This window comes from Enterocloster sp. (assembly GCF_057861365.1).
In genome coordinates this window covers 15,996-35,565 of the sequence record NZ_DBMACH010000006.1, presented here as the reverse complement: position 1 = coordinate 35,565, position 19,570 = coordinate 15,996, and the positions used below count along the sequence as shown (strand labels likewise).

Below are 19,570 nucleotides of genomic sequence, written 5' to 3'. Positions count from 1 at the left end.
ATCCATTTATTTTGACGCATGAAGATTTGTCTGTGCAGGCGCAATACCGTGAAAGCGTCCTGTTATTTCATGTTGCCCAAAATGGATCGGATATCAGGTTCTCTCTTTTTATGCCGTATATTATACCGCACACGCCAGCCGCCCATCTTTCAATGGGCGGCTGGCTGCTGGGCCCGGCCCTATCTAAAAGAGAAGATACTATGCAGAGATCCTTTGGCAGCAGAGGGTCTCTGTTTTTTTATTTCACAGGAAAGTGCGGTCTGACACAGGTGGAAAAGCATATAGCAGCATATATTTTAAGAGGATAATTAGAAATGAAAACAATATTTGAGAAAATGTTCGGCCAGTACAGAGGTATGAGAAGAGAATTATATATTCTTTTCTGGGGAAAGGCAGCAACAAATATGGGAGCTATGATATGGCCCATGCTGACGCTGATTTTAAGCAATAAGCTGGGAATGAATGCACAGGAGATCGCCAAGATCACCATAGCTATGGGAGTGGTACAGTTTCCTGCAAACCTGCTGGGAGGAAAGCTGGCAGACTGCTGCAATAAGAAAAAGCTCATCATTATCTGCGATTTGGTAACGGTCATCTGTTACCTGACAGCAGCGGTTCTTCCTGTATCCATGGCACAGATCCTGCTGTTTTTTACAGCAGGAATCTTTCAGACAATGGAAAATCCGTCCTATGACGCACTGGTAGCCGATCTGAGCACCTCCGAAAACAGGGAAAAAGCCTACAGCCTTATGTATCTGGGACTCAATCTGGGGATCATTCTGTCCCCAACCATAGGAGGAATCCTGTTTGAGAACCATCTGGGCCTTGCTTACGCCATTGACGGGCTCACGACCCTGTCGTCCACCATTTTGATCCTTCTTTTTATAAAGGACATCACTCCGGTAAAGGAAAAACAAACCATTTATGAAGAGGCAAAAGAAACCCAGTCCACATGGAAAATCCTCAGGGAGCAGACGGGAGGCGGCGTATTCCATAAATTTTCAGCCCCATTTCAGCATAAATTGTTATAATGCCAGAAAAACAAAAATCCAATCAGGAGGTCAACCATGATACAGGTAGAGCATTTAACAAAATGCTATGGGGATGTGACAGCGGTAGATGATCTGTCCTTTGAGATAGAAGGCGGCCATGTATACGGCTTTTTGGGTCCAAACGGCGCAGGAAAATCCACCACCATGAACATCATGACAGGATGTCTGTCAGCCACAAAGGGAAGCGTAAAGATTGACGGCTTCGACATTTTTGAAGAACCGGCCCAGGCAAAGAAACGGATCGGCTATCTTCCGGAGCAGCCGCCCCTTTATATGAACGAGACACCGGCAGAGTATCTGCGCTTTGTAGGAGAAGCAAAGGGGCTTAAGGGAAAAGAGCTGCACAGCCAGATTGACAGTGTGATCGGGAGGACAGGTCTAGACCATGTGCGAAACCGCAGGATCAGCGCCCTGTCTAAAGGATATAAACAGAGAGTCGGGATCGCTCAGGCCCTTCTGGGGGATCCGAAAGTGATCATACTGGATGAGCCGACAGTAGGACTGGATCCCTTACAAATCATAGAGATCCGCGATTTGATCAAAGATCTGGGAAGAGAGCATACGGTCATTTTCAGCTCCCACATTCTTTCCGAGGTTCAGACTATCTGTGAGAAAATCCTTATTATTGCCAGAGGAAAGCTCATCGCCTTTGACGAGCCGGAAAACCTTGAAAAACGCCTCCTTTCACCGGGAGAGATTACTCTGGTAGCAGAGGCGGACGCCAGGGAAACAGAAGAACTTCTCTCCGGTATGGAGCACATTACAGAACAGACCATAGAAGAAAAGGAGATAGGACGGACCGCAGCTACCCTCCATTCGGACTGCGAGGATATCTATGAGGTGTCAAAAGCCCTGTTTAAGCGTTTTTCAGCCGCCGGCAAACCCCTTCTTGAAATGAATGTGAAAAAGGCGGATCTGGAGGAAATATTTATTGAGCTGACAGAGAGCGCCCAAACAGAAGATATTAAAACCGAGGAATCCGAAGCAGGAGAGGAGGAAATGGCATGACCGCCGTATTAAAGCATGAGCTCCGCAATTATTTCCATACCCTGACCGCCTATGTATTCGGCGCATTTTTGCTGGCCTTTATCGGTCTGGGAGCCACCTTATATAATCTTCAGGCAGCAGTAAGCAATTTTGAGTTTGTATTAAGCTTCGGCAGCCTGGTATTTGTAGTAATTGTACCTATTTTAACCATGCGCGTCATTGCAGAGGAGAAGAAGCAGAGAACAGACCAGCTGTTATACTCCCTTCCCATTACCACCACAGAGGTTGTACTGGGAAAATATCTGGCGCTTCTTGTTGTATATCTGATCCCTTTGGCGGTTGTTTCCGTATATCCGCTGATATTTGCCCGCTATGGAGATGTATACCTTTTGACCTCCTACGGCTCTATCTTTGCCTTTTTTGTTTTGGGCGCAGCCTTGATCGCTCTGGGAGTATTCATTTCCTCCCTGACAGACAATCAGGGCTTTGCGGCAGGAATCGGCATTGCGGTGATCCTGCTCAACTACTACAGCGCCAGTCTGTCCGAGTATGTATCTTCTACTCCGGCAGGCGCCCTGATCGTAGCCTTTGCTCTGGTGATCGTCCTGGGAGTGGTAATACGCCATTTAACAAAAAATGAACATCTGGCTTATGGATTTTATTTCCTGGCTGGCGGCGCAGTGCTTATTTTATATCTGGCAGACCCGGAAGCTTTTTCCGGACTTCTGCCCTCAGTTATGAAAACGCTTTCCCTGTTTGAACGTTTTTATGTGTTTGTAAACGGGGTGTTTGATCTCACTGCGATCGTATATTTTGTGACCTTTGCCGCATTTTTCCTGTTTTTATCGGTGCAGTCACTGGAAAAAAGGAGGTATAACTGATGAAACAGAACCGTAATGCCTTTTGCGGCGGAGCCTATTCCCTGATTCTTTCCGCAGTGGTTCTTACAATCCTTATTGTAGTCAATATACTGGTAAACGCCCTTCCGGAGAATCTGACAAAATACGATATCAGCGCGGCAAAGCTCTATTCCATTACCAGCAATACAAAGGCGGTGGTAAACGGGTTGGATGAGGATGTAACCATTTACTGGATCGTGCAGGCAGACAAAGAGGATGCGGTCATTGAAAACCTGTTAAATAAATACGACAGCCTTTCAGACCATATCCAGATCGTAAAGAAAAATCCGGATGTATATCCTACCTTTGCAGAGCAGTACACAGATGAAGAGGCCGCCAACAACAGCCTGGTTGTAGAATGCGGCGAACGCAGCCGTTTTATCGGTTATGATGATATTTATGTTCAGGAGGCAGATATCTACTCCTATTCCTACAATACCTCCTTTGACGGAGAGGGAGCCATTACTTCTGCCATTGACTATGTGGTAAATGAAGAGCAGCCCAAAGTATATCTTTTAGAGGGACATGGGGAAAGAGAACTTCCCGCCTCCTTCAAGGAGCAGATTGAAAAGGAAAATATCCAGTTAGAGCAGCTGTCTCTTCTGAATGTAGATTCCATTCCTGAGGATGCAGCCGGAATTATGATCTATGCGCCCTCCAGCGACATTTCCGGAGAAGAACAGACCATGCTTGCAGATTACACCAAAAAGGGAGGAAAGCTTTTTGCGGCAGCAGGGCCTGTAAAGGAAGGAAATCTTGACAACCTTCACGGCCTTTTAGAGGAATACGGCGTTACCGCACAGGACGGAATCGTAGTAGAGGGAGACAGAGAGCGCTATGCTCTTCAGACGCCTTACGCCCTTCTTCCTCAGATGGAGAGCAGCGATATTACAGACGCTCTCATTGAAGAGCACTATTATCCCATTCTTCCCATTGTCCAGGGATTAAAGGTAGATGAAACGAAAGCCGCAGGCCGGGTGACAACCCTTCTGTCAACCACAGACCAGGCTTTCAGCAAGATGGCAGGCTATGAGCTTTCCACCTATGAACGGGAGGAAGGAGACGTTGATGGCCCCTTTGCGGCAGCTGTGTCGATTTCCTGTGAAAATGAAGGACGGATCCTCTGGTTTGGCTCCTCAGACTTTTTAGAGGATATGTATAATGCCCTTTCCTCTGGTGCAAACGGGGATCTGGGAATGAATGGTCTTTCTTCCATGATCGGAGAGAGCGAGGCTATGGCGATCCGGAGCAAGTCCTTAAACTATAATTATCTTACCATCAGCGAATCTGCTTCTGCCATGCTTCAGGCGGTAATGATCGGTGTTTTCCCGCTTGCATACCTGGGAATTGGCATTTGTGTGGTAATGAGAAGGAGGAGAATGCAGAATGAAGCGGGCTAAACGGTTATATATCCTTCTGGGAGTTCTGGCGGTGCTGTCCGTGGCGGCCATCGCGGTGATCCAGAGGGAGGAGCATAAGGAAAAGATCAAAGACAGCGGTGAAACCATCCTTCAGATTCCCTATGAGGGTGTCACGGCCCTTTCGTGGGAAAATGAGTCGGAAAGCCTTTCGTTCCATAAGGGAGAGGACGGAGTCTGGACCTATGACGAGGATGAAAAATTTCCTGTGAGCGAAGAAAAGATAAAAGAACTCTTAGAGCCCTTTGAGGAATTTGCAGCAGCCTTTGTGATCGAAGAGGTAGAGGATTACAGTCAGTACGGTCTGAATGATCCTGTCTGCACGATTCATCTGGAAAATGGGGAGCAGGAGCTTGAAATAAAGCTGGGCAATTTCAGCAATATGGATTCCCAGCGCTATGTGTCCATCGGAGACGGAAAAGCTTATCTGGTAAAGGACGATCCCCTGAATTATTTTGACGCGGTGTTAAAGGATATGCTGAAGCAGGATGAGATCCCTGAGCTTGAGACAGTAAGCAGCCTGCGGTTTACAGGACCGGAGACCTATGAAGCAGTCCGCATAGAGGACAGCGGGGCTTCCTACAGCAGCGAGGATGTTTATTTTAAGAAGGATGAGGAAAACCTGCTTCCCTTAGATCCGGTACAGGTGGATGAATATATCAGAACCCTCCAGAATCTGGATCTGTCTGACTACGCTTCCTACTATGTTTCAGAGGAAGAGTGGAGCACCTATGGACTGGATGCGCCGGAGCTGTCCTTAGAGGCCGATTATACCTTTGAAAATGAGGACAAAGAGAACGTATCCGGTACGCTTACCGTAAGCGTAAGCCGTGATCCGAAGGAAAAAGAAAAGGCAGAGAAGAAGGAGAACTTTGAGGAAAACAGCGGGGAAGAGGAAGAAATTACCGCATACGCAAGAGTAAATAATTCCCAGATCGCCTATAAGCTGACTGCCGAGGATTACAAAGGCCTGATGGCCATGAAATATGATGACCTGCGCCATAAAGAAGTATTCTGGGGCGATACAGAGGAGATCACAGGAATTGACATTTCCTTAGAGGGAGCTGACTACAGCCTTACTTCCAAAGGCAAAAAGGATGACCGCACCTGGACGTATCAGGAGGAGGAAATAGAGGCAGATGAACTGCTCTTTGCTCTGGAAGGCTTAAAAGCAGACCGCTTTACAGAAGAGGAGCCAGGACAAAAGGAGGAAATCCGCCTCACTCTCCATCTGGATAATGAAGTTTCTCCTCAGGTAACCATCGTTCTTTATCGCTATGACGGCAGCAGCTGTCTGGCAGAGGCTGATGGAAAGACCGTTTCTCTGATTCCCAGATCTCAGGCAGTGGATCTCATCGAGGCAGTAAATACCATTGTTTTGGGAAATACAGAGGATTAGCCCTTGCATTTCCCTGCGTCCGTGCTATAATGTTCATATAAAATAAAAATATAATAGAAATGAACAAAAATGTCAGTGGACAGGGGAGCAAAGATTCCTCTGTCCGCTGACAGTGCATATACAGGATGAAGAATGGAGGATCATATGGACAGATTGGGGTTGATATGCAGAAACATTTTGGAGGAGCCATATATTACTCAGCGGGAGCTGGCAAAGAGAATGGAGCTATCTTTAGGGACCATTAACGGGCTGATCAAAGAATGTACGGAAAAAGGCTATATCAGAGAAGATGAGGATCAGAGAGGAAAACGGCTTGCTCTTACAGAAACGGGACAGGCTGTTTTAGCGCCCTATAAGGTAGACGGAGCTCTGATCATTGCCGCAGGCTTTGGCTCCCGTTTTGTCCCTCTTACCTTTGAAACGCCCAAGGGGCTTTTAGAGGTATTTGGAGAGCGTATGATCGAACGCCAGATCCGCCAGCTCCATGAGGCCGGAGTATATGATATTACCATTGCAGTCGGGTATCTGAAAGAGAAATTTGAATATCTGATCGACAAATATGATGTAAAGCTTCTCTACAATCCGGAGTATTCCTGCAAAAATACCCTGGCTACGGTTTACAGAGCCAGACATCTGTTAAAGGGCCGCAATATGTACATTTTATCCTCTGATAACTGGCTGCGGGACAATATGTACCACGCCTATGAGTGCGGAGCCTGGTACAGCGCCTCCTTCCAGAAGGGGGATACCAAGGAGTGGTGCTTTACCTTTACTAAAAAGGGAAGGATTACAGATGTAAATGTAGGCGGAAGGGATCAGTGGGTGATGTACGGCCCGGTCTATCTGTCCAGAGAATTTTCAGCCCGGTTCCTTCCGGTATTAGAAGCCTACTATGAAACTCCGGGAACGGAACAGTTTTACTGGGAGCAGCCCTTTGTAGATATGCTCAAGGGAGAGGCAAAGCGCCGTCTGGAGGCAGAAGGGGGAACGCTTCTTGCCCGCGCAGAAGAGGCTTCCGGCTGGAAGGCGTCTCAGTGGGATCAGATCGAGATGGATGTAAACCGTCAGCCTGAAAACCAGGTGTATGAATTTGAAAATCTGGAGGAGCTGCGCCTGTTTGATGAACGCTATCAGAACCATTCGGATAATGCGGCAATGGATCTGGTATCCAGGGTATTTAAGGTGCCTGAGTCCCATATTACAGATATCCGCTGCCTGAAAGCCGGAATGACAAATAAATCCTTCTTGTTCCGGGTGGATGGCGCTCACTGCATCTGCAGGATTCCGGGGCCGGGGACAGAGCTTTTAATCAACCGCAGGGAGGAAAAAGAGGTTTATGATACCGTAGCCTCTCTGGGGATTACGGAAGAAGTGCTGTACATGAACCCGGATACCGGCTATAAGATTGCACGGTACTATGAAAACGCCCGGAATGCAGCGGCAGATAACTGGAAAGATATGGAAATCTGTATGGGTATTGTAAGAAAGCTTCACCAGTCTGGTCTTACAGTCGATCATTCCTTTGATATTCGGGAACGGATAGATTTTTATGAAAGGCTCTGCCTGCAGCATGGAGGAATCCCTTTTGAAGATTATGAGAAGGTCAGAGGCTGGATGAATGAGCTGATGGATCGTTTGGATCAGATGGATCGTCCACAATGTCTCTGCCATATTGACGCAAATGTGGATAACTTCCTGATGTTTGAAGACGGCAGTGCAAAACTGCTGGATTGGGAATATGCGGGAATGTGCGATCCCATTATGGACATTTCCATGTCGGCGATCTATTCGTACTATGACGCAGAACAGACAGAAAAGCTTCTGGAGATTTATTTAGAGAGAAAGCCTTCGGAAGAAGAATATTATTCCGTATTTGCAAATGCGGCCCTGGGCGGTTTCCTCTGGTGTTTGTGGGCTGTATACAAGGCAGCTTTAGGAGAGGAATTTGGAGAATATACTATCATCATGTACCGGTATGCAAAGGGCTATTATAAAAAATTAAAGGCTCTGTAGCAGGTATGAAAATTTACGGAAATTGTAATAAAATTGTTACCTTCCTTACAGATAATCTGTGCTATAATTAAAAGGATGAAAACCCGAAACAGACAAAGGGGCTTATATACAGAAGAATGAGGAGGAAAAGGCATGAAACGTAAGAAATGTCTGGCGGCTTTGACCGCAGCTGGCGTGATCAGCGCCATGGCCCTGGGAATGGCGGTTACATCCTATGCGGCAGACGGCTGGACCAAGACAAACGATCACTGGACCTATATTAACCAGGGAAAGACCCACACAGGCTGGCTTCAGACCAGCGAGGGTTATTACTATATGGATCTTTCTACCGGCTATATGACCACTGGTTTTAAGCAGATTGATGGAAAATGGTATTTCTTCCGTCCGGGCGGCCTGATGGCAAAGGGCTGGATCAATCCGGAATACGGCAAATGGTACTATATGCTGGAGGACGGCACCATGGTTACGGGTTGGCTGCGTATTGGCGATGATTACTATTTTATGCGCGGCGACGGCAGCATGGGAACCGGCTGGCGTGAGATGGACGGAGCCTGGTATTATTTCCAGGAAAACGGCAAGTGTGTTGTGAACGCATGGGCTCAGATTCAGGACAACTGGTATCTGTTCGGCACAGACGGAAAGATGATGACCGGCTGGGCAAAGGTAGACCAGGATTACTTCTATCTGAATACAGACGGACGTATGCTCATCGGCTGGCTCAGCGACAGCGAGGGCAGCAAGTATTATATGGATATGACAAACGGAAAGATGTCTGTAGGCTGGAAGCAGATCGACGGCAAGTGGTACTACTTCAACAGCAACGGTCACCTGATGACAGGCTGGATCCTGGTCGACAGCAAGTATTATTACTTAAATCCGGCAGACGGCGGCGTGATGACAGCAGGAACTACCTTAAATATCAACGGTACCTCCTACAATTTTGACGCATCCGGCGTATGCCAGAATGCAAACGGCGTATCTGCACAGACGCCGGCTGCAGGAAACCAGTCTTCCGGAGGCGGCGTAACCGGTGAAAACGGCGGCCCCGGCGTATCAAAAACTTCTGGCAGTTCCAGCTCATCTGGTCCAGGTTCCAGCAGCTCCGGAACCACCAGCTCCAGCGGTCCTTCCAGCAGCGGCTCTCTGGAAGCCGGACGCACAGATGGACCAGGCTGATAAGAGAAATCCGATATGGAAACATGTGACAAGGACAAGTTGATAAGGGGGGATGCTGCGGCGGGACTGGCTGACAGCATCCTCCGTTTTTGCTATCAGTACGATATAAGGAGAGGAAAATGAAAAAGAGACAGGAGATGAGAAAGCGCTGCCAGGCACTCGTCCTGGCTGGAATTCTGGGCGCAGGAACCCTTGGGTCTGCGTATACGGCCTACGCTGCAGGGCCGGGAGAAATGCCGGCGTCTGTTGGAGCGTCTGCTGCAGGAGGCCCGGGAGAAACAGGAGGATCCGGAGGAACCGGCAATGTGCCTTCTGCCTCCAGCACTTCTGAGAATGCAAAAGGAGCAGACCAGACCAATCCAAATGCATGGAAAAAGGTAAACGGCGTCTATCAGATGCCGGACGGAAGTGCCATTCAAAATGTGCTTGCCAGAGGAATTGACGTATCCAGATGGCAGGGGGAGATCAACTGGAGCCAGGTCGCAGCAGATGACGTGTCCTTCGTGATGCTGGGAACCCGTTCCAAGGGAGCGGTAGATCCCTATTTTCACCGGAATATCCAGCAGGCCAGCGCTGCCGGCGTGAAGGTGGGCGTGTATATTTACTCACTGGCTACAACGGTGGAAATGGCAGAGGCAGAGGCCGATTTTGTGCTGGATCTGATCCATGATTATCCTGTTTCTTATCCTGTAGCTTTCGATATGGAGGATTCTACTCAGGGAAACCTTTCAAAAGAGGAGCTGGCAGCGATCGCAAATGCGTTCTGCAAAAAGATATCCGATTCCGGATATTATCCGATTGTCTATGCAAATGAAAACTGGCTGAAAAATAAGCTGGATATGAGCCTGATGGATTATCCCGTATGGGTAGCCCGTTATTCTGCCCGTCCCAGCTACCAGAACCCTGTTATGTGGCAGGCGACCAGCACCGGTTCTGTAAAGGGAATCAATGGAAATGTGGATATTGATTTCCAGTTTAAGGATTTCTCCGGCCAGATTCCGGCCAATACCTGGCGTACCATTAACGGGAAACGGTATTATTACAGCAACTATGCCAAACAGAAAAACGCCTGGGCTCAGGATAGTTCAGACTGGTATTATATGGACAGCGAAGGCCTTGCGTCCACGGGCTGGATCACGGTATCCGGCAGCCGTTATTATCTGGACGAGACCACGGGAAAGATGCAGACTGGCTGGCGTCAGGATCAGGGAAAATGGTACTATCTGGGAAGCTCAGGAGCTGTTAAAAAAGGCTGGATAGAGGACAATGGAGCCTGGTATTATACAGACTCCAACGGTATCATGCAGACCGGCTGGCTGGATGCAGACGGAAAGCGGTATTATATGGAGTCTTCCGGAAAAATGGCGGTTGGATGGACAAACCAAAACGGCAAATGGTACTATCTGGACGCATCAGGTGCCCTGGCAAAGGGCTGGATCCAGGATAATGGCTCCTGGTATTGCTCAGATACAAACGGCGTGATGCAGACCGGCTGGCTGAGTGAAGGCGGAAAGCGGTATTATCTGAAGGGCTCCGGCGTGATGGCGACCGGCTGGCGTGAGATGGATGGAGCCTGGTATTATTTTGACGGAAGCGGAGCGATGACCACGGGCATGATCGAGGTAAACGGTCTCCATTATTATATGGATCCCTCCACAGGACGCATGGCTGCAGGACAGACGCTGGAGATCGGCGGCGCTGTTTATGAGGCAGCAGCAGACGGCCATCTGATTCCTCAGGGGCAGGAGGAAAGCGGTTCCACAAACCAGGAGAGCGCGTCCGACAGTGCAGGAACGGCTTCCGGCAGCTCCGGCACATCCTCTAACCCCATTATTATCCCGTCAAACGGAAGCGGAAACAGCTCTTCCTCCCAAAACGTTCCAGAGCCCTCAGCTCCTGTTACAGGAATCAACGGCGGCCCCGGTGTCAGCTCTGCTCCCTCCCAGGGGCAGGTAGCGGCGGGGGAGAAGCCGGGAGTGTAGAAGGCAGGTTATAAAAGGAGCACAGGAAAGAATAAGGCAGTACACAGGCCGGGAGCATGACTTCCGGCCTGCTTCTATTTTTGTATGGAACTGCATATAATAAATCAATCTACCAATCTGCCCGGAGGCCTGAATGTGAAGTGGAAACACAGGGTCCATCTGTTGTCGGCTGTTCTGTCCGCCGATTTTATCCTTCTGGCATATCTGATCTGCCTTTTGGCTGCTCCGGTTACGGTCAGGGAGGCATCAGCACCTGAGGGTACGTTTGAGCCGGAAAAATATCTCGCTCTTACTTTTGATGACGGCCCCCATCCCGTCCATACGCCGGTTCTTTTAGATGGTTTAAAGGAACGGGGAGTACCTGCTACCTTTTTTCTCATGGGAAGCTGTATACCGGGAAACGAGGCTCTGGTAAAACGGATGCAGGAAGAAGGCCACCTGATCGGAAATCACAGCTATAATCATGTGCGCCTTACAAAAGCGGGTCCTGCGGCTGTCTGTGAGGCGGTAGACCGCACCAGCGGGATGATCGAGGACATTACGGGCTCCCGACCTCAATATATGCGTCCGCCCTACGGAGACTGGAACGAGGAGCTGGAGTGTCAGTCCGGCATGACGACAGTCCTCTGGTCTGTGGATTCCCTGGACTGGAAGCTCAGAAACCAGAAGCGTATCGTAAAGAAGGTCTTGAAAGAAGCTGAGGATGGGGATATTATATTGATGCATGATATATTTGATACATCTGTGTCAGCGGCTCTGGAGCTGATCGATATCCTCCAGAGAGAAGGATATACCTTTGTTACAGCCGATGAACTGATGATTGACTGAAAGAGAGATAAAGATGAATCTGTTTGATTATATGAGAGAAAATACAATGGAAAAGGAAGCGCCTCTCGCTTCCCGTCTCCGCCCAAGGACGTTGGATGAGGTGGTGGGGCAGCAGCATATCATTGGAAAGGACAAGCTCCTTTACCGCGCCATCAAAGCGGACAAACTTGGATCTCTTATTTTCTACGGCCCGCCAGGAACCGGAAAAACCACGCTGGCAAAGGTTATTGCCAACACCACCAGCGCTGAATTTAAGCAGATCAACGCCACAGTGGCCGGAAAAAAGGATATGGAGGAGATTGTGGCCGCCGCAAAGGACAGCAGGGGAATGTACGGCAAAAGAACCATTTTGTTTGTAGACGAGATCCACCGCTTTAACAAGGGACAGCAGGATTATCTTCTTCCCTTTGTAGAGGACGGCACCTTGATCCTTATCGGCGCTACGACGGAAAATCCTTATTTCGAGGTCAACAGCGCTCTTATCTCTAGATCCCGCATTTTTGAGCTGAAGCCTCTGGAAACGCAGGATATTCTGGAACTGATCCAAAGGGCCATTACGGATGTGGAACGGGGGATGGGTACATATGATGCAGTGATCGAGCCGGATGCAGCCCGGTTCCTGGCAGATGCGGCCAATGGAGATGCCAGAGCTGCCTTAAATGCAGTCGAGCTGGGTGTACTTACTACAGACCGAAGCCCGGACGGGAAGATCCACATTGATCTGGCAGCGGCTCAGGAATGCATCCAAAAGCGGGCTGTGCGCTACGATAAGGACGGAGACAGCCATTATGATACCATTTCCGCTTTTATAAAAAGTATGAGGGGCTCTGATCCGGATGCAGCTGTGTACTATCTGGCGCGGATGATTTATGCAGGTGAAGATATTAAGTTTATTTCCCGCCGGATTATGATCTGCGCTGCAGAAGATGTGGGAAATGCGGATCCCCAGGCATTGACAGTAGCGGTAAGCGCCGCTCAGGCCGCAGAGCGCATCGGTCTGCCGGAGGCTCAGATCATCCTTTCGCAGGCAGTGACCTATGTGGCCTGTGCACCCAAGAGCAATGCGGCCTGCTGCGCTATTCAGGATGCCATGGAGGCGGTAAAGACGGAGCGTGCCATGCCTGTTCCCGTGCATCTTCAGGACAGGCATTATAAGGGCGCAGGAGCCTTAGGACATGGAGACGGCTATCTCTACGCCCATGATTATCCCAAGCATTATGTACGCCAGCAGTATCTTCCTGATGGCATGGAGGGCCGTATCTTTTACAGGCCGTCGGACAATGGATATGAAACACAGATGAAAGCCCATATGGAATGGCTTAAAAATTAAACTTTACAATCACAGGGGAGAGCGTTTATAATGTCTGTATAAGCAATCAGGGCGCTTTCCCCGCATATTCCAGGGGCTTTCTGTCTGAGATATCAGCGCCCGGACTCATTCACGGTCAGAACCGTTCCGGTTTTGTACCATTCCCACTTTTGATTACATTTAGATAATTCAGGATCAATACAACTGTTCGTAAAATTAAGGAGAATCATATGCGAGAAAAATTACAGACCCTTCCTTTAGCGGAGCTCAAGGAATTGGCGAAATCTCAGGGGCTTAAAGGCATCAGCACCCTCAGAAAAGCTGAGATCATAGAACTTTTGTGCCGGGAAAATGAGGCGGCCGCACAGTCTGAAGCTGTTTTGCAGCCGGATTCCGGTTCCAGTGAAGGCCGTGAGGCACAAAGCAGCCGTGAACCCCAAAGCAGCAAAGAAAACGGTGAGCCGCGGGACAGCGAAAAGTCACGGGACAGCGGAAAGCCGCGCGATGGACGCCCACAGCGTGACTCCTCACGTCAAACCCGTTTTGTCAGACAGCCCCGGACTTCATACGGGCAGCAAAATTCCAGAGAAGCTTCCAGGGATTCAGCAGAAAGCAGGGAGCCAAAGGAGAACCGGGAATCCAGAGACAACAGGGAGTCAAGAGAGAGCCGGGAATCCAGGGAAACAGGAGACATTCGTGACACCAGAGAGACACGGGCAGACGTCCGCGAATCCCGTCCAGAGCCTCGCAGTGACGCTTCCGGCATTGCCGGTCAGGATATGGCAGAGCTTGACAGCGGAATTGAGGCAAACGGTATTCTGGAAGTTATGCCGGATGGCTTTGGCTTTATCCGCTGCGAAAATTTCCTTCCGGGAGAAAATGACGTTTATGTGGCTCCTTCACAGATCCGCCGGTTCAATTTAAAAACAGGTGATATCATTGTAGGAAACAGAAGGATCAAAGCAGTAACGGAGAAATTCGCTGCTCTTCTTTATATCAAAACAGTGAACGGATATCCCTTAAGCGCCACAGAACGCCGTCCGAATTTTGAAGATCTTACTCCCATTTTCCCAAATGAGCGTCTTCATATGGAAACACGGGGAGAGCGTAACTCTGTAGCAATGCGTGTGCTGGATCTTTTATCGCCCATTGGAAAGGGCCAGAGAGGCATGATCGTTTCTCCGCCCAAGGCAGGAAAAACCACCCTTTTAAAGCAGGTCGCCAGAGCAATTACTGTAAATCATCCGGATATGCACCTGATGATCCTTTTGATTGATGAACGGCCAGAGGAGGTAACGGACATCCGAGAGGCGATCGTAGGGCCAAACGTAGAGGTTATCTATTCCACCTTTGACGAGCAGCCGGACCGTCATAAGCGTGTATCAGAAATGGTGATCGAAAGGGCAAAGCGCCTGGTAGAACACGGGAGAGATGTGATTATCCTTTTAGACAGTATTACCCGTCTTGCAAGGGCTTATAACCTTACCGTAGCTCCCAGCGGCCGTACCTTATCAGGAGGCCTTGACCCGGCTGCTCTTTATATGCCGAAGCGTTTCTTCGGAGCCGCCAGAAATATGCGGGAGGGCGGCAGCCTTACCATTCTGGCTACGGCTCTGGTAGATACAGGAAGCCGTATGGATGATGTAGTATATGAGGAATTTAAGGGAACCGGAAACATGGAGCTGGTTTTAGACCGCCGCCTGTCAGAAAAGCGGATTTTCCCGGCCATTGACATTTTAAAATCCGGTACCCGAAGGGATGACCTTCTTCTTAACCGGCAGGAAGCAGAGGCCGTAGACATAGTGCGGAAAGCCACCAATTCCCTGAAGCCCGATGAAGCCGTAGAGCGTATCCTGGATCTTTTCTCCAAGACAAGAAATAACTATGAATTCTGCGAAATGGTAAAGAAGATACGCCTGCTGTAAGGGAAGTTTTACTTGGCATCTACTTCCCTTTTTTTCCCTGGTGTAGTATAATCAAAGGCATAAAAATGCAGGTATTACGATGCATGGGAAATCAGGAGGGAGTATAGAAATGAAAGATTACATGAAGATCTATCAGGAATGGCTGTCCAATCCGTATTTTGATGAAGCCACCAAAGCCGAGTTAAAGGCCATTGAAGGCGATGAGAACGAGATCAAAGAGCGTTTTTATATGGATCTGGAGTTCGGAACCGCAGGCCTTAGGGGGATCATCGGAGCAGGAATCAACCGTATGAATATTTATGTAGTAAGACGGGCCACACAGGGACTGGCAAACTACATTATCAAGCAGGGCGCTGCAGACAAGGGCGTAGCCATTGCCTATGACTCCCGCAATATGTCTCCTGAATTTGCCATGGAGGCGGCTATGACTCTGGCAGCCAACGGAATCAAGGCATACAAGTTTGAATCCCTGCGCCCCACACCGGAGCTGTCCTTTGCTGTCCGCGAGCTGGGCTGCGTGGCAGGCATCAACATCACTGCCAGCCATAATCCGCCGGAGTACAACGGCTACAAGGTATACTGGGAGGACGGCGCACAGTTTACACCGCCTCACGACAAGGGCGTGACAGAGGAGGTTCTTGCCATCGAGGATCTGTCCAGCGTAAAGACCACAGACGAGGCTTCTGCCATCGCAGCGGGCAAGTATGAGGTTATCGGAAAAGAGATCGATGACAAGTACATCGCTCAGGTAAAGGCTCAGGTTGTAAACCAGAAGGCCATTGATGAGATGCAGGATCAGATCCGCATTGTATATACCCCTCTTCACGGCACTGGAAATATTCCTGCCAGAAGAGTGATGAAGGAGATCGGCTTTACTCACGTATATGTAGTTCCCGAGCAGGAGCTTCCGGACGGAAATTTCCCTACTGTAAGCTACCCAAACCCTGAGGCCAAAGAAGCCTTTGAACTGGGCTTAAAGCTGGCTAAGGAAAAGGACGCCGACCTTGTACTTGCCACAGACCCGGATGCCGACCGCCTGGGCGTATATGTAAAGGATGCAAAGTCCGGCGAATACATTCCTCTGACCGGAAATATGTCCGGTTCCCTGCTGTGCGAATATGTATTAAGCCAGAAGCAGGCTGAGGGCAAAATCCCGGCAGACGGACAGGTTGTAAAGTCCATCGTATCCACCAATCTGATCGACGCGGTAGCCAAAGCCTACGGTGCAGAGCTGATCGAGGTGCTTACAGGCTTTAAGTGGATCGGAAAGCAGATCCTTAAAAATGAAACCACAGGAACAGGAACCTATCTCTTTGGCATGGAAGAGAGCTATGGCTGCCTGATCGGCACCTATGCCCGTGATAAGGACGCTATTTCCGCTACGGCCGCTCTCTGCGAGGCAGCTGCCTACTATAAGCAGAAGGGAATGACCCTGTGGGATGCCATGGTAGCCATGTATGAGAAATACGGCTATTACAAGGATTCTGTCAAGTCTATCGGTTTATCCGGCATCGAAGGTCTGGCAAAGATCCAGTCCATCATGGAAACTCTGAGAAATAATACCCCTGCAGAGGTAGGAGGTTACAAGGTAGTATCAGCAAGAGACTACAAGCTGGATACGATCAGGGACATGGAGACAGGAGCGGTAAAGCCAACCGGACTTCCGGCCTCCAATGTACTGTACTATGACCTGGAGGACGGCGCATGGATCTGCGTAAGACCTTCCGGTACAGAGCCGAAGATCAAGTTCTACTTTGGCGTAAAGGGAACCTCCTTAGAGGATGCAGACCAGAAGGAAGCAGACCTTGGAGCAGCTGTTATGGCTATGGTAGATAAGATGATGTGATATAAAAGCAGTATAAAGATCAGCCGCCGGACAGTACGCACTGCCCGGCGGCTGATCGACGTTTATTTGTGAAGCTGTTTTTCTGCAATCTCCCGCAGTTCTTTAAATGCGGTTTCGAACCGTGTGGAACGGGCTCCCGGATTACGCTTCAGGATCCCTCTCTGGTATAAATCTATGTGGAGGGCCATATGCTGTCTCTGATGCGCCAGCTCAGACATCCTCCTGGTAAGAGAGCGGATCTGCTCTTCTTTGGAAGTCCTGTAAAGTGCAGCCTCGGCTTTTGCGGCAGCCAGCTTATGGGAAGCCTCTTCCTGGATATTGGCAAGTTTCTGGTTTGTTTCTGCTTTGAGCAGGGCTAACTGCACCTGTATATCTTCCAGTTCTGCCAGCATATGGGTCATGGAATCCAGTACCTTTGCCAGATTGAGGGCAGCCTGTACTGATTGTACGGTATCAAGGATGAAAAATACGGATATAAACAGAACCCAGAGCAAAAGCAGAGCTTGTGAGGTGTTTACGATCCAGAATTCCACCGGCTTATGGATTACCTCTGTCAGAAGCAGGGTAAGAACCCCCCAGGCAATAGAAGAAGAAAGGCAGATATATCCGTGTAAATTAAAAGCCTGGCTGCTGTAGTCCCAGTAGCGTACCCGGAACAGCTGTTCCATGCACCAGCCGGTTATATATTCAAGAGCAGTAGAAGCGGTCATGCCGGCCAGAAAGACCAAAAGGAGATGTTCTCTCAGAGGGAGGGATACCCACAGCATCATCACAGCTCCCGTACCATACAGAGGGAGCAGAGGCAGCCGCAGAAATCCCCGGTTTACAGGACGCCTTTCTTTTAGAGAAACATAGGATGATTCAAAGATCCACCCTAAAAAACAGTATAGATAGAAAATAAACAGCCATTGATACCAGGTGTATTGATACATATAATTATCCTCCATTAATGGTTGTATTATATTACCAGGTTACTACCCGGTCAATCACCTTTTGCTGTTCCTGTGAGGAACGGGTCAGATAGATGCGCGTGGTTTCGATGCTGTCATGTCCCATAAGGTCTGCCAGCAGGGAAATATCATTGAATTTTTCAAGAAAATTTTTTGCATACCGATGGCGGAAGGAATGGGGATATACCGTTTCAGGCCGGATCCGGTATCGTTTTGCAAGCACTTTAAGCTGTAAGCCGATCCCTCTGGGAGTAATGGGCTTTCCGCAGCGGCTGGTAAATATATATCCGGATGACAGTTCTCTCTGTTTTAGCCACACAGCCATTTCCCTGCAAAGCTGTCTGGGAAAATAAATACGGCGCATTTTTCCCCCTTTCGTGTACAGATCCATACAGCCTACGGCAATGTGTTCTGCCTTGATCTGAACCAATTCGCTTACTCTGGCTCCTGTAGCGCCCAGGAACCGCACTACAAAGTACCAGAATAGATCCTGATCCTTCAAAAGTCCCTTTTTCAGTTTTTCATAATCCCGTTTTGAGATTATATTGTTGAGAAATGGTTTCTGCTGGCACCGCACAGGAGGAAGCCGGAAATCTTCCGGAATTCCACTGTTTTTTTGGTACTTCACATATTGGTTGATCCCATAGATCCGTGTATTTACTGTTGCAGGCCGGTATTTTTTCAAAAGCTCTCTTTTATAGTCCTGTAATTCGTCTACGGTCAGCTCCTGATGATTTTTATAAAATTCCCGCACAGACGCCGCATATACCCTTACCGTATTTTCCGACGCTCCATTTTCTGAAAGCATGCTTTTAAATTCCTCGATTCGATCCTCCGGGAGCAGGGAGTTTCCATTGTTCACATTCATCCCATATGTCTCCTTTCACCAGTCTACTACCTTATTTACGATCCTGTATTGTTCTGCGCTGCTTCTGCGCAGATAAATCCGCGTAGTTTCAATGCTCTCATGTCCCAAAAGATCTGCCAGCAGAGAAATATCCCCGCAGGCTTCAATAAAGTTTTTGGCGAACCGGTGGCGGAAAGAGTGGGGGTACATTACCTCCGGATCCAATCCATACCGTGCGGCAAAGGTTTTCAACCGCGAGCGTATGCCGGAGGGAGTAATAGGAGCTCCAAAGCGGTTTAAAAACAGGGCTCCATCTGTACGGGCTGTAAAGTCATCCCATTTAAAAAAGGCTTTTCGAAGATTTGAAGGAATATAAATCCTCCTCATCTTATCCCCTTTGGAATACAGATCCTTAAAACCGCAGTGTACATCCCCTACCTGAAAGGTTACAAGCTCGCTGACCCTGACTCCGGTAGCCGCCATAAGACGAACGAGGAAATAATAGACCATTTCCTCATCCTCTAAAAGCCTCTGTTTCAGATATTCATAATCGGCCTGACTGATAATCTTATCCAGCCAGGTTTTCTGCTGGATCCGTATCATGGGGGCAGGAGAAGACCGGAGCTTTTTATCTTCTATAAAACAGTTTATTGCCCTGAGTCTTAAGTTTACAGTCTGGGGCTTATAATGCTCAAGCAGATAAACTTTGTAAAGCTGCAGATTTCTGGAAGTAAGCTGGGGATAGAGCCTGTAAAACTGCTCCACAGCATAGCGGTAAACGCAGATGGTGTTATCGGACATATTTTTCTCCTGAAGGTGCTCCAGGAAAACCTCCAATCCCCGGACAGATGATGATTTTGTAATCGCATTCATAATGAATCCTCCTTTTTTCATCCATCCTAGACCGATTTTTTAGAAAATGTAAGTGTGGGGGCTGGA

Annotated in this window: 15 protein-coding genes; 12 read left to right on the top strand and 3 right to left on the bottom strand. The window is 48.8% G+C overall.

What is annotated here, in order from left to right; all coding sequences use genetic code 11:
• Positions 1–314: 314 nt before the first annotated feature.
• The 12 genes from ACZM6M_RS07965 to ACZM6M_RS07910 all read left to right on the top strand — a co-directional run bounded on the left by ACZM6M_RS07965 (position 315) and on the right by ACZM6M_RS07910 (position 16,834).
• A complete protein-coding gene (locus tag ACZM6M_RS07965) occupies positions 315–1,031 on the top strand; it encodes an MFS transporter (protein WP_337434484.1) in 717 nt (238 codons plus the stop codon).
• Positions 1,032–1,067: 36 nt separating this feature from the next.
• Positions 1,068–2,060, top strand: a complete 993-nt coding sequence (locus ACZM6M_RS07960) for an ABC transporter ATP-binding protein (protein WP_066550396.1) — start codon at positions 1,068–1,070, stop codon at positions 2,058–2,060.
• A complete protein-coding gene (locus ACZM6M_RS07955) occupies positions 2,057–2,920 on the top strand; it encodes an ABC transporter permease (RefSeq protein WP_489490092.1) in 864 nt (287 codons plus the stop codon). The genes ACZM6M_RS07960 and ACZM6M_RS07955 overlap by 4 nt, the downstream gene beginning before the upstream one ends.
• Positions 2,920–4,338, top strand: coding sequence for a GldG family protein (locus ACZM6M_RS07950; RefSeq protein WP_418762368.1), 1,419 nt, complete (start codon positions 2,920–2,922; stop codon positions 4,336–4,338). Before ACZM6M_RS07955 ends, ACZM6M_RS07950 begins: the two co-directional genes overlap by 1 nt.
• Positions 4,325–5,755, top strand: coding sequence for a DUF4340 domain-containing protein (locus tag ACZM6M_RS07945; RefSeq protein ID WP_418762369.1), 1,431 nt, complete (start codon positions 4,325–4,327; stop codon positions 5,753–5,755). The genes ACZM6M_RS07950 and ACZM6M_RS07945 overlap by 14 nt, the downstream gene beginning before the upstream one ends.
• A gap of 144 nt (positions 5,756–5,899) precedes the next feature.
• Positions 5,900–7,768, top strand: coding sequence for a phosphotransferase (locus ACZM6M_RS07940; protein ID WP_418762370.1), 1,869 nt, complete (start codon positions 5,900–5,902; stop codon positions 7,766–7,768).
• Positions 7,769–7,900: 132 nt separating this feature from the next.
• Entirely contained in the window at positions 7,901–8,944 is a 1,044-nt protein-coding gene (locus tag ACZM6M_RS07935) for a PspC-like choline-binding domain-containing protein (protein ID WP_417045795.1), read from the top strand.
• Between the two features lie 119 nt (positions 8,945–9,063).
• Positions 9,064–10,926 (top strand): GH25 family lysozyme, encoded by a 1,863-nt coding sequence (locus ACZM6M_RS07930; protein WP_418762371.1) that lies wholly within the window; start codon positions 9,064–9,066, stop codon positions 10,924–10,926.
• A 129-nt stretch (positions 10,927–11,055) separates the two neighbouring features.
• Positions 11,056–11,754, top strand: a complete 699-nt coding sequence (locus tag ACZM6M_RS07925) for a polysaccharide deacetylase family protein (protein ID WP_417302208.1) — start codon at positions 11,056–11,058, stop codon at positions 11,752–11,754.
• A gap of 13 nt (positions 11,755–11,767) precedes the next feature.
• Positions 11,768–13,084 carry a replication-associated recombination protein A gene (locus ACZM6M_RS07920; protein WP_066550351.1) on the top strand — a complete coding sequence of 439 codons (1,317 nt, stop codon included), beginning with the start codon at positions 11,768–11,770 and terminating at the stop codon, positions 13,082–13,084.
• A gap of 209 nt (positions 13,085–13,293) precedes the next feature.
• A complete protein-coding gene (gene rho / locus ACZM6M_RS07915) occupies positions 13,294–14,988 on the top strand; it encodes a transcription termination factor Rho (RefSeq protein ID WP_418497157.1) in 1,695 nt (564 codons plus the stop codon).
• 109 nt (positions 14,989–15,097) lie between these two features.
• Positions 15,098–16,834, top strand: coding sequence for a phospho-sugar mutase (locus ACZM6M_RS07910; RefSeq protein ID WP_337434494.1), 1,737 nt, complete (start codon positions 15,098–15,100; stop codon positions 16,832–16,834).
• Between the two features lie 62 nt (positions 16,835–16,896).
• On the opposite strand, the gene ACZM6M_RS07905 is transcribed toward ACZM6M_RS07910, so the two are convergent.
• Genes ACZM6M_RS07905 through ACZM6M_RS07895 form a run of 3 tightly spaced genes read right to left on the bottom strand, consistent with a single transcriptional unit; the run spans position 16,897 to position 19,432 of the window.
• Entirely contained in the window at positions 16,897–17,766 is an 870-nt protein-coding gene (locus ACZM6M_RS07905; protein ID WP_296034527.1) for a putative ABC transporter permease, read from the bottom strand.
• Positions 17,767–17,797: 31 nt separating this feature from the next.
• Positions 17,798–18,652, bottom strand: a complete 855-nt coding sequence (locus ACZM6M_RS07900) for a tyrosine-type recombinase/integrase (protein ID WP_418926361.1) — start codon at positions 18,650–18,652, stop codon at positions 17,798–17,800.
• Between the two features lie 15 nt (positions 18,653–18,667).
• Complete coding sequence (locus ACZM6M_RS07895) at positions 18,668–19,432, bottom strand: tyrosine-type recombinase/integrase (protein ID WP_242963042.1); 765 nt, start codon at positions 19,430–19,432, stop codon at positions 18,668–18,670.
• Between the last annotated feature and the right edge of the window lie 138 nt (positions 19,433–19,570).

What these genes read in the sequence shown, in the direction of transcription:
- ACZM6M_RS07965 (WP_337434484.1), top strand. Translation starts at nt 315, where the DNA reads ATGAAAACAATATTTGAGAAAATGTTCGGCCAGTACAGAGGTATGAGA.
- ACZM6M_RS07960 (WP_066550396.1), top strand. Translation starts at nt 1,068, where the DNA reads ATGATACAGGTAGAGCATTTAACAAAATGCTATGGGGATGTGACAGCG.
- ACZM6M_RS07955 (WP_489490092.1), top strand. Translation starts at nt 2,057, where the DNA reads ATGACCGCCGTATTAAAGCATGAGCTCCGCAATTATTTCCATACCCTG.
- ACZM6M_RS07950 (WP_418762368.1), top strand. Translation starts at nt 2,920, where the DNA reads ATGAAACAGAACCGTAATGCCTTTTGCGGCGGAGCCTATTCCCTGATT.
- ACZM6M_RS07945 (WP_418762369.1), top strand. Translation starts at nt 4,325, where the DNA reads ATGAAGCGGGCTAAACGGTTATATATCCTTCTGGGAGTTCTGGCGGTG.
- ACZM6M_RS07940 (WP_418762370.1), top strand. Translation starts at nt 5,900, where the DNA reads ATGGACAGATTGGGGTTGATATGCAGAAACATTTTGGAGGAGCCATAT.
- ACZM6M_RS07935 (WP_417045795.1), top strand. Translation starts at nt 7,901, where the DNA reads ATGAAACGTAAGAAATGTCTGGCGGCTTTGACCGCAGCTGGCGTGATC.
- ACZM6M_RS07930 (WP_418762371.1), top strand. Translation starts at nt 9,064, where the DNA reads ATGAAAAAGAGACAGGAGATGAGAAAGCGCTGCCAGGCACTCGTCCTG.
- ACZM6M_RS07920 (WP_066550351.1), top strand. Translation starts at nt 11,768, where the DNA reads ATGAATCTGTTTGATTATATGAGAGAAAATACAATGGAAAAGGAAGCG.
- rho (WP_418497157.1), top strand. Translation starts at nt 13,294, where the DNA reads ATGCGAGAAAAATTACAGACCCTTCCTTTAGCGGAGCTCAAGGAATTG.
- ACZM6M_RS07910 (WP_337434494.1), top strand. Translation starts at nt 15,098, where the DNA reads ATGAAAGATTACATGAAGATCTATCAGGAATGGCTGTCCAATCCGTAT.
- ACZM6M_RS07905 (WP_296034527.1), bottom strand. Translation starts at nt 17,766, where the DNA reads ATGTATCAATACACCTGGTATCAATGGCTGTTTATTTTCTATCTATAC.
- ACZM6M_RS07900 (WP_418926361.1), bottom strand. Translation starts at nt 18,652, where the DNA reads ATGAATGTGAACAATGGAAACTCCCTGCTCCCGGAGGATCGAATCGAG.
- ACZM6M_RS07895 (WP_242963042.1), bottom strand. Translation starts at nt 19,432, where the DNA reads ATGTCCGATAACACCATCTGCGTTTACCGCTATGCTGTGGAGCAGTTT.